General features: G+C 61.2%; 14 protein-coding genes and 3 pseudogenes. 10 read left to right on the forward strand and 7 right to left on the reverse strand.

Translation table 11 applies throughout. The features are described from left to right. The coding region (locus tag QD409_RS34205; protein ID WP_430764916.1) for a MobA/MobL family protein at positions 1-207 on the reverse strand (207 nt) is incomplete at its 3' end. Positions 208-463: 256 nt separating this feature from the next. Here QD409_RS34205 and traC point away from each other — a divergent pair. The 4 genes from traC (at position 464) to QD409_RS34225 (ending at position 3,760) form a co-directional block, all read left to right on the forward strand. Next, entirely contained in the window at positions 464-760 is a 297-nt protein-coding gene (traC, locus tag QD409_RS34210; protein WP_004119828.1) for a conjugal transfer protein TraC, read from the forward strand. A gap of 4 nt (positions 761-764) precedes the next feature. Further along, positions 765-980, forward strand: coding sequence for a type IV conjugative transfer system coupling protein TraD (gene traD, locus QD409_RS34215; protein WP_004119826.1), 216 nt, complete (start codon positions 765-767; stop codon positions 978-980). After that, the gene (traG, locus tag QD409_RS34220) at positions 973-2,949 is read left to right on the forward strand and encodes a Ti-type conjugative transfer system protein TraG (RefSeq protein WP_430764917.1); all 1,977 of its coding nucleotides are present in this window, start codon (positions 973-975) and stop codon (positions 2,947-2,949) included. Before traD ends, traG begins: the two co-directional genes overlap by 8 nt. 232 nt (positions 2,950-3,181) lie before the next feature. Then, entirely contained in the window at positions 3,182-3,760 is a 579-nt protein-coding gene (locus QD409_RS34225; RefSeq protein WP_004119813.1) for a thermonuclease family protein, read from the forward strand. A gap of 149 nt (positions 3,761-3,909) precedes the next feature. Here QD409_RS34225 and QD409_RS34230 read toward each other — a convergent pair whose 3' ends face one another. Further along, positions 3,910-4,086, reverse strand: a complete 177-nt coding sequence (locus tag QD409_RS34230; protein WP_015342042.1) for a hypothetical protein — start codon at positions 4,084-4,086, stop codon at positions 3,910-3,912. A gap of 361 nt (positions 4,087-4,447) precedes the next feature. Here QD409_RS34230 and QD409_RS34235 point away from each other — a divergent pair, with 361 nt between their 5' ends. Next, on the forward strand, positions 4,448-4,705 hold the full coding sequence (locus QD409_RS34235; protein WP_004119812.1) for a WGR domain-containing protein: 258 nt from the start codon (positions 4,448-4,450) through the stop codon (positions 4,703-4,705). Positions 4,706-4,727: 22 nt separating this feature from the next. On the opposite strand, the gene QD409_RS34240 is transcribed toward QD409_RS34235, so the two are convergent. Beyond that, the gene (locus QD409_RS34240) at positions 4,728-5,027 is read right to left on the reverse strand and encodes a hypothetical protein (protein WP_004119811.1); all 300 of its coding nucleotides are present in this window, start codon (positions 5,025-5,027) and stop codon (positions 4,728-4,730) included. Between the two features lie 179 nt (positions 5,028-5,206). On the opposite strand from QD409_RS34240, the gene QD409_RS34245 reads away from it, so the two are divergent. The 5 genes and pseudogenes from QD409_RS34245 to QD409_RS34265 form a co-directional block, all read left to right on the forward strand. Then, the gene (locus tag QD409_RS34245) at positions 5,207-5,449 is read left to right on the forward strand and encodes a hypothetical protein (protein ID WP_004119810.1); all 243 of its coding nucleotides are present in this window, start codon (positions 5,207-5,209) and stop codon (positions 5,447-5,449) included. Beyond that, positions 5,430-6,041 (forward strand): zeta toxin family protein, encoded by a 612-nt coding sequence (locus QD409_RS34250; RefSeq protein WP_028755140.1) that lies wholly within the window; start codon positions 5,430-5,432, stop codon positions 6,039-6,041. Before QD409_RS34245 ends, QD409_RS34250 begins: the two co-directional genes overlap by 20 nt. 121 nt (positions 6,042-6,162) lie before the next feature. Beyond that, positions 6,163-6,330, forward strand: a pseudogene (locus QD409_RS34255) (HU family DNA-binding protein); the annotation flags it as partial. A gap of 610 nt (positions 6,331-6,940) precedes the next feature. Continuing rightward, on the forward strand, positions 6,941-8,461 hold the full coding sequence (gene ltrA / locus QD409_RS34260; RefSeq protein ID WP_004119807.1) for a group II intron reverse transcriptase/maturase: 1,521 nt from the start codon (positions 6,941-6,943) through the stop codon (positions 8,459-8,461). Between the two features lie 93 nt (positions 8,462-8,554). Continuing rightward, a pseudogene (locus QD409_RS34265) lies at positions 8,555-8,674 on the forward strand (HU family DNA-binding protein); the annotation flags it as partial. 72 nt (positions 8,675-8,746) lie between these two features. Here QD409_RS34265 and QD409_RS34270 read toward each other — a convergent pair. The 4 genes and pseudogenes from QD409_RS34270 to QD409_RS34285 form a co-directional block, all read right to left on the reverse strand. Further along, positions 8,747-9,055: a DUF736 domain-containing protein gene (locus tag QD409_RS34270; protein WP_004119799.1), complete on the reverse strand. Its 309-nt coding sequence runs from the start codon at positions 9,053-9,055 to the stop codon at positions 8,747-8,749. Between the two features lie 624 nt (positions 9,056-9,679). Beyond that, the gene (locus tag QD409_RS34275; RefSeq protein ID WP_430764918.1) at positions 9,680-10,603 is read right to left on the reverse strand and encodes an ArdC family protein; all 924 of its coding nucleotides are present in this window, start codon (positions 10,601-10,603) and stop codon (positions 9,680-9,682) included. Positions 10,604-10,904: 301 nt separating this feature from the next. Next, complete coding sequence (locus tag QD409_RS34280) at positions 10,905-11,492, reverse strand: hypothetical protein (RefSeq protein WP_430764919.1); 588 nt, start codon at positions 11,490-11,492, stop codon at positions 10,905-10,907. A gap of 382 nt (positions 11,493-11,874) precedes the next feature. Next, a pseudogene (locus QD409_RS34285) lies at positions 11,875-12,838 on the reverse strand (plasmid partitioning protein); the annotation flags it as partial. Positions 12,839-12,880: the final 42 nt, after the last annotated feature.

Below are 12,880 nucleotides of genomic sequence, written 5' to 3' on the forward strand. Positions count from 1 at the left end.
GTCGGCAATCATCGTCCGCAGCCATGACGGCGCATCGGCAGGGATGACGAACTCCTCGTGCAGCAAGCCCTGCTTGCGGGTGTAGTCGATCGTGCGGGCCTCCCGCTCGTACTCCATCTTGGCGCAATGCCGATAGGCCGCCGACAGCACAGCGCTGCGGCCGGAGCCGCGGGCGACGATGCTGACGGAGAAATGAGGAACGGCCACGGCGGAATTCTCTCCCGATTCCGAGCAAAATCAACATGTTCGCCAGCGAGATCGGCTCCGCCAGGCGCTCTCAAAAGAACGTCGCGCCAGCGACGTATAATTGCGCCCTTCGGATGCCGCTCTTGTCGAGCGGCCGGGATCATCCACGAAAGCATCGCCCTTGGCGATTGTAGGATTCACAGTAGTGCGTTCCGCACCGACATCCGGAAGATGGGGTCCGAAAGACAAGCTTTCGCACCCAAGGAGACATCCGGACATGAAGAAACCATCCTCGAAAATCCGCGACGAAATCGCCAGGCTCCAGGAGCAATTGAAGCTCGCCGAGACCCGGGAGGCCGAGCGCATCGGCCGGATCGCGCTTAAAGCCGGGCTCGGTGAGATCGAGATCGACGAGGGTGAACTGCAGGCAGCATTCGAGGATCTGGCGAAACGCTTTCGCGGAGGCAAGGTCCGTTCGACCGGAGGGAAGGGGGCAAGCGGCGCAGGCGAGGGCAGCGCGCCCGCCGCGCAGAACCCGCCTGGTACGGCTGAGGGCAGGACTGGCGAGGCTTGAGCGGATGCGAAGATCCACGACATCAGATGCCCGCAAGAAGGACACGCGCGAAAAGATCGAGCTCGGCGGCCTGATCATCAAGGCKGGGCTGCGCTACGAGAAGCGCGCGCTGCTGCTCGGGCTCCTCATCGATGCCGCCGCGCGCCTGAAGGGAGACGCACAGGAGCGCTCACGGCTCGCCGCACTCGGTGCTGAAGCGTTCGGAGAGAGAGATGACTAGGATCCTGCTGTTCGTAGCGCCATGCGCGTTGATGATGCTGATGGCCATCGGCATGACCGGGACCGAACTGTGGCTATCCCACTTCGGCAAGAGCGATGCCGCCCGGCAGATGCTCGGCCGTGCCGGCATCGCTCTGCCCTATGTCGCCGCGTCCGTCGTCGGCATCATCTTTCTGTTTGCGAGCGCAGGCTCCGCGCGGATCAGGACGGCAGGATGGGGCGTTGTCACGGGCGCGACAGCGACGCTCGTCCTAGCGGTCCTGCGCGAGGCATCGAGGCTCTCCGCGTATCTCGAACAAGTCCCGGCCGGCAAAACCGTCTTCAACTATCTCGATCCCGCGACGGCGATCGGGGCTGCTGCCGTGCTGATGTCGGCGCTGTTCGGCATGCGTGTGGCGATTGCCGGCAACGCGACATTCGCGAGGGCCGAACCGAAGCGCATCGTTGGGAAACGGGCGCTGCACGGCGAGGCCGACTGGATGAAACTATCGCAAGCCGAAAAGCTGTTTGCCGAGAGCGGCGGCATCGTCATCGGCGAGCGCTACCGGGTCGACCGGGATAGCATCGCGGCACCATCGTTTCGCGCCGACAGCGCCGCGAGCTGGGGAGCGGGCGGCAAGTCGCCGCTGCTTTGCTTCGACGGCTCGTTCGGCTCGTCGCACGGCATCGTGTTCGCCGGATCCGGCGGCTTYAAGACGACATCGGTCACGATCCCGACGGCGCTCAAGTGGGGTGGCGCGCTCGTTGTCCTCGATCCTTCGAACGAGGTTGCGCCAATGGTGTTGAAGCACCGTGGCGACGCCAACCGCGACGTCTTCGTGCTCGATCCGAAACACTCGGAAATCGGCTTCAACGCGCTCGACTGGATCGGCCGGTTCGGGGGAACGAAAGAGGAGGATATCGCCTCCGTCGCATCGTGGATCATGAGCGACAGCGGTGGCGCGCGTGGGGTCCGTGACGACTTCTTCCGCGCCTCGGCCTTGCAGTTGCTGACGGCTCTCATTGCCGACGTTTGCCTCTCAGGCCACACGAYGGAAAACGACCAGACACTCCGGCAAGTACGCAAGAACCTGTCCGAGCCAGAGCCCCAACTGCGCCAGCGGCTGCATGAAATCTACGACGATTCGAATTCGGATTTCGTCAAGGAGAATGTCGCAGCCTTCGTCAACATGACGCCGGAAACCTTCTCGGGCGTATATGCCAACGCGGTCAAGGAAACGCACTGGCTGTCCTATCCGAACTACGCCGCGCTGGTCTCGGGAACTTCCTTTTCGACGAGCGATCTGGCGGACGGAAAGACGGATGTCTTCATCAACATCGATCTCAAGACGCTGGAGACGCATGCGGGCCTGGCGCGCGTCATCATCGGCGCGTTTCTGAACGCGATCTACAACCGCAACGGAGAGATGCAGGGAAGGGCACTGTTCCTTCTCGATGAGGTGGCGCGCCTCGGCTACATGCGCATCCTGGAGACCGCGCGCGACGCCGGCCGTAAGTATGGAATCACGCTGACCATGATCTACCAGTCGATCGGCCAGATGCGCGAGACCTATGGCGGCCGCGATGCGGCGAGCAAATGGTTCGAGAGCGCAAGCTGGATTTCATTCGCCGCGATCAACGATCCCGAGACTGCCGACTACATCTCACGCCGCTGCGGCATGACGACCGTCGAGATCGATCAGGTCAGCCGCAGTGTCCAATCGAAAGGATCGTCGCGCACGCGGTCGAAGCAACTCGCCGCCAGGCCGCTGATCCAGCCGCACGAGGTGCTGCGCATGCGGGCCGACGAGCAGATCGTCTTCACCGCCGGAAACGCGCCGCTCAGATGCGGACGCGCGATCTGGTTTCGGCGTGACGATATGAAGGGGTGCGTGGGCGCGAGAGCGTTTTCGAAAGCAGCGAACCCCGCAGAGAATTCGCCCGATCGGCCGGCGCGCAGCGCAGCGAGCAAGGCCGATCGAGAACAATGAAGAGTATCGGAGAAATCAGCGTGGGCGTCCGCCGAAGGGCGGGATTTCTGGAATTCTCGTCGTGCAAGGAGCGGGAAAAAGCGCAGCCGCAGGAGCCTCAACATAGTGGCCCACACCGGGGAGGCGGGACCGACTGCGCCCGCTCCTAAACTCCATCTGAGGCCGGCTTGTTCGTAAAGACAGAAGAAACCGGGCTCGACGTAGATTGATGCGAACAGCAGAGGACAGGCACGTGGCGAAATCGAATGTGGTGCCGTTGAGACCGCGGCGCAAATCCGGCCGCGGGAGCGATCGATATCGGCCGCAGCGAAAATTCCGAACTGGACAGAACGGCCCGCGCAAGTCGCTGATGGCGGTCATCTCAGCCATCATCATTGGAGCAGGCGGATGGTTTGCGTTTGCCGGCGCCGGCGATCTTTCTGGCATCTTAGCTTTGGCCAAGGCGCCGACAACGGATACGTCGCAGGCCACGTTTTCGTTGTGCGGCGAGAGCGTGCGAATGAACTGCGTCGTCGATGGCGACACTTTCTGGTTTGGGGGAGAAAAAATCCGCATCGCTGACATCGACACGCCGGAGCTCAGCCCACCGCGCTGCGAGGCGGAACGGATCAAGGGCGAGGCAGCGAAAGCGCGCCTGCTGGCGCTTCTGAACGCCGGCAAGTTCTCGTTGTCAGTAGGCTTGCGGGACGAGGACAAGTATGGCCGAAAACTCCGGACCGTTACACGGGAAGGGCGCTCGCTCGGCGACCGCCTCATCGATGAAGGTCTTGCCCGGCGCTGGGACGGCGCAAGACATGGATGGTGCGGGTGAGGGGCTGCGAGAGGATCGCACCTGGATGGGCGGAGACCGTTTTCGGGCACCGTGAGCATCGCGAATAGAGCCGTGCGCCGCAGGCGTCTCGCCCAAGAACCGTCGGCTTTGCACGACCGAGGCCCGATATCCATCTGTTGATAGTCACGTTAGCGCGCTCGTGACCCGCGATAGTAAAAGCGCTCGACCAGCGCAGCACCCAGAACCGGCAGCAGCGCCAAGACCGCAAGCTGGAACATCCCATCAAGGCCGAAGAGAATGGACACAGCGACCGCGACGATGGCGCCCAACAATGCGCCGATGACATAGGGAAGATAGCCTTTCATGTGACATCCTCATGCTATTTTCGAAATTTATGATCTTCTCGGAGGTGAAATCCCGGCGAAGTGAGAAACCTGCGCCAGCGCACGCCTAAAAAAAGCGAAGCTCCCTGAAATTAAACCTCTATCATCTGATGTCGGCGGCAGTCGAAGACGCTCATTGTGCCAAGCCCAGCCTCGAAAGGAAATCCCGCGGAATTGGTTTAAGTTCCTTATCGATGGTCGCCATCCGCACGGACCGTCATCAGGCAAATTCGAGCAAGGCCATCGTGTCCGGTCGCAGGTCATCAGCGATATGAATCGATCCTTGCCGACCGATTCATAAGTCTCGTTGGACGCGATTCCCGGCATAGGCGATTCTTGTCTCATGATCGCGCAACCGTACCATCTTTATGTCGAACGCTCTGACGCCGCCAGAAACATGGCGCGCTACTACGCCATGTCGATCGAGCCCAACCTGTTCGGGGATGTCTGCCTGCTCCGGAAATGGGGCCGCATCGGCACGAAGGGTCAGATGATGGTCCACCATTTCGGGCGGGAAGAGGAAGCAGTCGAACTGTTTCTCGACCTGCTGCGGCAGAAACGAAAGCGCGGCTATCGTCCACGCACCTCCGTGCCAACATGAGAATGGCCCGCCGAAGCGGGCCTCATCGGCGCCTGTTCCAGTCGGTCTCGAAGGACATCTCGATCTCGACGAAGAACGGGATCTTGACGCCGAACATATTCCGGTTCCGTATCGCACCGAAAAAGCCGGCGGCAGGCTCGATGTCTGTCGTCGGCTTGCCTATCTGGCCAGTCGGCCCCGCCTCACGGTGGGGCGTTTCCGGCTCAGTCCCGGTTGGTGATGAAAATTTCGAAGCGCCGTTGCGGGTAGCGAGCGAGGCGCAGCCGGTCCGCGTCAGACGTGCCCCATCGAGGCGCCCCTGGAGCCACGAATAACCAGACAAAGGGACATGACAGTGGCGGCCCACGCCTGGTAGATTTCGCAATGCGATTCGGCTGCTTCGCCTTCAACGTGAAGCCGTTCGCTCTCATAGCAAGGCTCGCACACCCTCCAGTCAAAAGCCAACAGGYTCTTTTCGGGTGGGAAAATGATTGCTATATTTGCGGAAAGGTTGGAGCAGACATGGCCAAAGTCGTCGTCAAAAAATTTGGAAGTGCCAAAGTCGGCGTACGCGATACCGCGGTCACGCAGAAACGCGTGCGTGACGCAGGTACCGGGCAGTTTCTGACTGTTCGGACGATCGACGCGCAGAGCAAGACGCTCGGAAAAGATCTGAGCTACGTGTTCAGCAAGAATGTCGCCAAGGCGCGTCGCGAGAACAAGGCTGTAACTGGCGTCCTTGATCGTGCTCCCATCGAAGATTGAGCAGCCAGTCTTCCTGATCATCGCCGGGCCAAATGGCTCTGGGAAAAGCAGCGTGTACGAGAATGCCGACCTTGAAATGGAAGGTCGCTCAGTCTGGATCGTAAATCCGGATCTACTGGCTGCCAGAATCAGCAAAGTCGAGTCCAGACCGCCGCTGGAAGCCAACCTAACCGCGGTTCAACGGATCGAGTCTTGGCTTGAAGCGTCGATCAACGTCCACAAAACAATCGGCGTCGAAACAGTCCTGTCGACAGAGAAGTATCGACGTCTCGTGGTAGCGGCGAAGGCGCTCGGATTCGCGGTCTGGTTCTTATATGTCGTCGTCGATAGCCCCGAGCGCTCGATCGAGCGGATCAAGTTGCGCGTAGCCAAAGGCGGACATCCGGTACCCGACGAAAAAGTCCGCCAGCGGTACCAACGGTCCCTTGAGCAATTTCCCTGGTTTCTGGAACAAGCCGACAAGGCCTGGATCTGGGACAACAGCGGCGCAAAGCCGAAAACGATCGGCGAGAAGTCTGATGGGGTCATTGAACTCGACGTGCACGCTCTGGAGGTCGTTGCCAAAGCGGTTCGGTCCATCGCAACCGAATAAGGAGTCGTGATTCCGCACTTTCTGTGGAGAACCGTCGATTGTCTGGCCTCCAGATAGGTGTTTGCGTGACAGGCTGCGGCTCCGGTGGAAATGATTTCCTTCTTGAAACGAGGAGAAATCGATGACCACGACAAATGAAATCGCTGACAAGATCGCGTCAGACCACGGCCTGACGAAGGTGCAGGGAAAGGCGATCGTCGAAGCTGTATTTGCGGCGATCACGGCCGCTGCCACCTCCGGCGCCGAGACGTTCATTCCCGGCTTCGGGAAATTCAAGGTGAGTGCGACGTGAAAGTCGCCTAAGTAATTGTTTGTACGGGATTTATATTCCGGGACAAACCTGATGTTCCGTCATCAGTAGCCTACCGGCACATGCGGGACTGGTAACGGTCCGGTTTGAAGCTGCCGGGACAATGTAGCCGGGCCTTCGGGCCATGCCGATGTCGTGAGGCTGAGGCATCTTCTGCGAGCATCAATGCGGATGGGGCGCTAGGCTGGGTGGTATGATCAATGCAAATGAACTGCTGATAAACGTCGTGAAATTTGACAAGCCAAAGATGCTGACAGGCTTGAACCAAAAGGTGTGCGGTCGGATGCTTCTCTTCACTTTGGAGGCACACGGACGAAGGACCGCCGGCGGATAGGCAGGGTCTAACCCGCCCGCGTTATTTAGGTGAAACACGGTAAACCCGCATCGTCGCCCGGCAATGGGCAGGCCGACCGCAAGGAAAGTTGTTGGCGGTGCGGGCAGAGGATGTCGGAGAAAGCGAACGCCGGACTGTAATGGTTTGGACAGGGGTTGCGGCTCGCCAACATCACCCCGCCCGAAAGGGAGCAGACTTCCGACGGGTCTCCCGTCGCGAGAGAATGTGCAGAACCCTCGGCAGGAGGACAGGCAAATGACGGTCACAACAGTGACTGGTGCGGCCTCCCGCGAAGCGGCGAGCTGGGGCCAGATTGACTGGCGCAAGGCTTACCAACACGTGCGACGGCTGCAGATGCGTATTGCGAAGGCAGTTAAGGAAGGTCGCTGGGGCAAGGTGAAAGCCTTGCAACGGCTGCTGACCCACTCGTTCAGCGGCAAGGCGCTTGCGGTGAAACGGGTTACTGGAAATCAGGGAAAGAGAACACCCGGAGTGGACCGGATCATCTGGGACACACCGGATAAGTGCGTCAGAGGATTATTGTCGCTCAAACGGCGTGGGTATCATCCTTTGCCGTTGAGGCGGGTATATATCCCGAAAGCAAACAGCAAGAAACTGCGTCCGCTCGGTATTCCGACGATGAAGGACAGGGCCATGCAGGCACTTCACCTGCTCGCTCTGCTACCTGTCGCGGAAACGACGGCAGACCCTAATTCGTACGGTTTTCGACCGTATCGAGCAACCCGTGATGCGGCCCGGCAGTGCTTTATCGCGCTGCGCGGGCGCGGCACGGCGGAATGGGTCTTGGATGCGGACATTGCTGGCTGCTTCGACGAAATCAGCAAGGACTGGCTCATCGCCAACATCCCCATGGACAAGGTGGTGCTCCGGAAGTGGCTGGACTCCGGTTACATAAAGGACGGTGACTGGCACGCGACGAAAGCGGGAACTCCGCAAGGGGGAATAATCTCGCCCACGCTCGCCAACATGGCCTTGGACGGAATGGAAAAGATGTTACGGGACTTCTACGGCCCAAGACGTCGCAACAGCCTGACCAAGGTCCACTTGATACGTTACGCCGATGACTTCGTCGTCACAGGTGCTTCAAAAGAAGTGCTGGAGGAGGCGAAATCTATGGTCGAGGAATTTCTGTCAGAACGGGGCCTGTCTCTGTCTGAAGAAAAGACTCGCATCGTGCGGGTCGAGGAAGGTTTCGACTTCCTCGGCTGGAACGTGCGCAGATATGATGGGCATACCCACATCAAACCCGCCAAGAAGAACGTGGTGGCGTTTATGCGCAAGATCCGAACTATCACCAAGGGTGCCGCCGATGTGAAGCAGGAGTATCTGATAATGTCGCTAAACCCGGTCATAAGGGGATGGACCAATTATCATCACAACCAGGTGGCGAAGGAGACCTTTCGCAAGGTCGATCATCTCATCTGGAAATGTCTCTGGCAGTGGGCCTGTCGTAGACACCCGGACAAGCCGCTTCGCTGGGTGAAGTATCGTTACTTCGCTCGGGAAGGTACACGAGACTGGGTATTCCGCACCGGGATGAAGGATAAGGCAGGAAACTTCAAGTTCATCCGCCTCATCCACGCATCCGACGTACCGATACGTCGCCACTGCAAAATCCGCGCCGAAGCGAATCCTTTCGATCCCATGTGGGACAGCTACTTCGCCGGAAGGCGCGGTCTGCCGTCGGAAGTTACGGATCGGCCCGGTGATTCCACATCTCATACCGATGCACAGGAACTGGCGGCTCTGGTCTAACAGGGCTTGGCGGAGGCTTGAGCTGTATGCTGGGAAACTCGCACGTACAGTTCTTAGGGAGGAGCGGCCCGGCAACGGGTCGTTCCTACCCGACAGCATACCCCGGAGCGCGAAGGCCGCAATCCGTCGACCGGTGCGGCGATCAAGGTTGCTGCGGCAAGAAAGCTGGGCTTCCAGCCTGCCAAGGCTCTGAAGGACGCCTTGAACACGTAAGGGTTTGCGGACCGCTGAGCCGGCCTTTAACCGAGAGATCGACGGCCCCGCTTTAGCGGGGCCGTCTGCGTGTCAGTCCCGGTTAGGGCGGGACCAGATCAGCTGGTAGCCCTCTTCGCCCTCGACCTCTGTGAGCGTCGCGTAGATCGGGGCAGGGAAGCTCGGATCGTCGAGCTTGACCGAGAGGTAGTCGCGGTCCTGCTCGGAGCGCTTCTGCCAGGCCGCGCCCAGCTCGACGTTGCCTGCGTAGATGCGGAAGTGCGGGCCCTTGTCGGAGGGGTTTTCGATGCGGGCGATGCGGGCCTTGACGTTGAGGGCGAGCGTGCGGATCGATCCGTTGAAGCCGGTTTCGGAGGTGGTGAAGGTGCCGATGGTTGCCATTGTCGTATTCCTTTGCTGTCTCGGGCCGCGCCCATCGCGGCCTCGATGGCTGTCGCAAGGATCGGGGACGATCGGTCCGCACCCGTAGGGCCGAAATGAAATGGCGGGCGGCCAGGAGAAGCTTTGTTGCTCCGCGAGGAATGAGCGCATCGCGCTCAGCGGAAGAAAGTTTCGCAAGGCCGTTGCGGGAAGACGATCGAGGCGAAGCCGGTCTTCGATCAGACATGCCTCATCGAGCCCGCGAAGGACGTGGCTTGCTGCAGTGCTCGAAGGGATATGGCAATGGCAGCCCGTCCCCGGTGCCTGCCCGGACGCTACAACGATCAGTCCGCTGTCTTGTCCACATGCCTAGCCCAAACCTCGCAGAACCACCCAGCGTGAGGGCGTTGCATTGCCCGCTCCGCGCTATCGCGGCGCCTCGCGAACCGTCGCCTGAGGATCTATACGTCAGCAGACAAAGCCGTTTATCGTCGAAATCAAGCCGTCCCGGAAGCTCAAGCCGATCGACCGGACAACCTCGATCTGGGGCAAACTGGACCTCGCGGCTGATCGTGACGCGCCCCCCGACCGACGGGCAAGAGTTGCCGACCGCTGGCGAGGCCAACGACCGGCGCTGACAAGTCTTCACGCGACGAGCCGCTCGTCGGCTGCGGCGAGCTGCAGCGAATGCAGGAACGCTACGGCCCGTTGCGCATGCGCCGACGCCTGGAATATCGCCCGTCTGTCGTCGRTCAGGACCTTAAGCCAGGAGTCGAGGTAGGAGGCGTGATCGGGGCGGGGCTCGAGCTCGGGAACAATCCCGAGATCGGCGCAAAGGAAGCAGCTACCGAGCTCCGCTATCAGTTCCTCGCGGGCTCGCTCGGATTTGTCCTTGGCATAGCGGCTGAGGTCGCGAGCGAGGCGGTGGGCCGGCGCCGTCCAGTGCGTGACCTCGTGGCTTAAAGTCGCGTAGTAGCTTGCCGCATCCTTGAAGCTCTCAAATGGTGGCATCTGGATGAGATCGGCGGCAGGCGCAAAGAAGGCCTGGTTGCCGCCATGGCGGATTGCAGCGCCGGTGTCGCGGAAGAACCGATCGGCATGCCCAACCCGTTCAACCGGATCGAGAACCGGTGCCGGCCGGTGATGATACTGGTCGGGAAGTCCGTCGATCTGTTCGACGTTGAAGACGCTGTAGGCTTTCAGGAAAGGGATCTCCCGCTCGACCTCGCCGCCGTTCCCGTCGGTTTCGGACTTGGTGAATCGGCTTGCGAAGACGACGGTCGTGCCGGTCTCGCCCTTGCGCACTGCGCCGCTCAGTTCCAGGGCCTGCTTGAACGTCATCCATGTGGATGACGTATAACCCCGTGTGATACCCTCCGACCATAAAAGCAGCACGTTGACGCCAGAATAGGGTTGCCCGTTGTAACGCAGCGGGCGGGTAATGTGGCCTGCCGTGTTCGCCGAATTCCATGGTTTCATCCAGGGCCGCACGCCTTTCGCCAGGTCTTCGATGATCCTGTCGGTGATGCGGCTGTAGAGATCGCCCCGCTGATTTTCTGTCTTGCTCATATCCAAACCTCCGTTTCAAGGCCGCGCCCGTCGCCGCCCGTTACGGAGGGCGAAAGCAGGAGCAGATCAGCCGGTGGATGCACCGGAACAGCCGCAACGCAGTGGAGGACGGCGAAGCCGTTGCATCCGCCGGCGGCTCCTGCAGACCCGACGAAGGAACGGGCGGCGACGGGCGTGCCATCGGCTTCATTTCTTTTTCCTTGCTGGCCGGGTTCGCAAAACGACAACAGGCCGGTCCCGCCATGGAACCGGCCGGCTCGAGTTGATGGAAAAGGCGGGGCCGGAACCCCGCCGGAAGTGGCTAGTCGAAGGCGGAGATCTGCGCTTCGGCAGCCTTGCGGTCGAGCGCGCGGCCCGGTTGTTCGACGGGACGGTCGAACGGTTTCCAGCTCTCGCCGATCACCTGGACATAGGCGGCGACGGCGCCTTCCGCCGCCATTCTGAGCGAATGGGCCTGTATGCCCATGTCGGCGGCAAATTCGCGCTTACGCTGGGCGGCGCTGTCATAGCCGACGGGACCGTCGAGGTCCTCGTCCCGGGCATCGTTGGCGGCCTTGGCCGTGGCATSGCGTGCCTCGGTGACCGCGCGGCTGTAGAACTGGCCGGCGCCATGGGCGGAGCCGACGTAGGCGCCGACGATCCGTTGCAGGTGGATCTGCATGGCCTTGTCGCCAAGGCCGTCGCCGAGCGCGTCGGCTGTCTCCGTGACGAGCCGCTCGTGCAGGTCGCGGATGCCGTCGCTGTCGATGACGGCGGTTCCGAAACTCTCGGCGATCTTCAGCGCCTGCATGGCGTCGGGGCAAGTSAGCCGRACCATKTCGACGGTGGCGCCYTTGCGCAGTTGCACGACACGCGKGGATTGCCGGGATGAGKGAGYGGACTTGGCCATGGTCGTTTCCTTTCGAGGTCGTCCGAAGCGGCTSCGGCCCCATGCCGGCTTGCCCTTCGGTGCGGTCACCCCGGACCGGCGGAAAGACGGGCGCCTCAAGGTCCGGCCCCTCCTGGACGAGCGGAGCCGGTTTGCGTGCGAAGAGGGCAACCTGTCCTCGATAAAGCACGCAAGCCTGCTCCGTGAAGGACGGCGGGGTCCGGCCGCTCCGCGGCGCGATAGCGGCCTGGAAGCGCACGGCCGCCGGTTCAGACCGCAGCAAAACGAAGGGCAATCCGGCATGGGGAGGAAGGTGACGTCCTCAAATCAACGACAGGCGCTCCCACGAAAGGCTGGTGGCGCCGAGGCTGCGCTCGCCCTCCTTGCGGATCAGCCGGCCTCGGCTGTTACGGGCCTCCTCCGCCCCATCAGCTGCCGGGCCGGTCTGACCGGTGGGCTTCCTGACCTCCGGCATCCGGCAGTGGACGCTGTGCACCTTGCCCTCGCGATCGCGGTACAGTCGCCTTTGCCTGGCTTGCCGTAGACGCGTTCGGCTTTCTTCGGCAGGTCCGGCTGGCCCCAATTGTTGACTTCGACGATGGTACCCTTCTTCGGCACGTTGCTCGCCATCCATTCCTGCTGGGCGCCAAGCAACTCTTCGACATTGGTGGTATAGCGATTGTCCTCATCGGCAGGGCCGAACAGGTCCTCCGCCCACTCGATCCCATAGGCCTGGCGCAGATCGTCGCCGAAGCTTGCATCACGTGCATACATACGGGTCTTTGTGAGACCGTTGGCGATCTGCCACCAGGCCGCCGTTCGCCTTTCTTCGGCTAGTGGGCCTTCCAGACCTCTTTTTGCTCGTCGTGCGAGGCGGCCGCAATCGTTCTGAGCCGCTGCTCGTTCGGCATATCGCCCTTGGCTATCTGATCGAGCATGGAGGGCAAGAGGTTTGCGAGCAGACGAAGCTTGCGGATCTGGCGGACGGGAAAGGCAAGCGCTACGGCGACCGCCTCCTCGGTCCAGCCGAGCGCGACCAGCCGCTCGATGCCGCGCATTGATCGATGGGATTAAGGCACAAGCTATATTCTCGGTCATCGAGCGCATCGCGCCGTTGTCGTTGGCCACCGCGACCACGACCACGTCGATTTCCTCGATACCGGCGGCGATCGCCACACTGGTGGGGCGGTGACCGGCTTCGATGATGTAACCGTTGCCGCCGGCTTCCGGGAAATGACCGGCGCTGGATCACGCCGACGGCCTTGATCGTCGCCAAGCAGGGCGTCGGCCTGGGGCGTCGACTTCGACTGGCGCGTGTTGTCGGGGTCGTCCTTTAACGCACGCGGATCGACCTTCATCAATTGCATGGGATATTCCTTTTCGAGGATTGGACAGGCCTCTGCCTGTCC

This window comes from Rhizobium sp. BR 315 (genome assembly GCF_050577975.1).
In the GTDB taxonomy this organism is placed as follows: Bacteria; Pseudomonadota; Alphaproteobacteria; order Rhizobiales; family Rhizobiaceae; genus Rhizobium; species Rhizobium miluonense.

Coding starts and splice junctions, on each gene's coding strand:
- traC (WP_004119828.1), top strand. CDS start 464: ATGAAGAAACCATCCTCGAAAATCCGCGACGAAATCGCCAGGCTCCAG.
- QD409_RS34230 (WP_015342042.1), bottom strand. CDS start 4,086: ATGAAAGGCTATCTTCCCTATGTCATCGGCGCATTGTTGGGCGCCATC.
- QD409_RS34235 (WP_004119812.1), top strand. CDS start 4,448: ATGATCGCGCAACCGTACCATCTTTATGTCGAACGCTCTGACGCCGCC.
- QD409_RS34245 (WP_004119810.1), top strand. CDS start 5,207: ATGGCCAAAGTCGTCGTCAAAAAATTTGGAAGTGCCAAAGTCGGCGTA.
- ltrA (WP_004119807.1), top strand. CDS start 6,941: ATGACGGTCACAACAGTGACTGGTGCGGCCTCCCGCGAAGCGGCGAGC.
- QD409_RS34270 (WP_004119799.1), bottom strand. CDS start 9,055: ATGGCAACCATCGGCACCTTCACCACCTCCGAAACCGGCTTCAACGGA.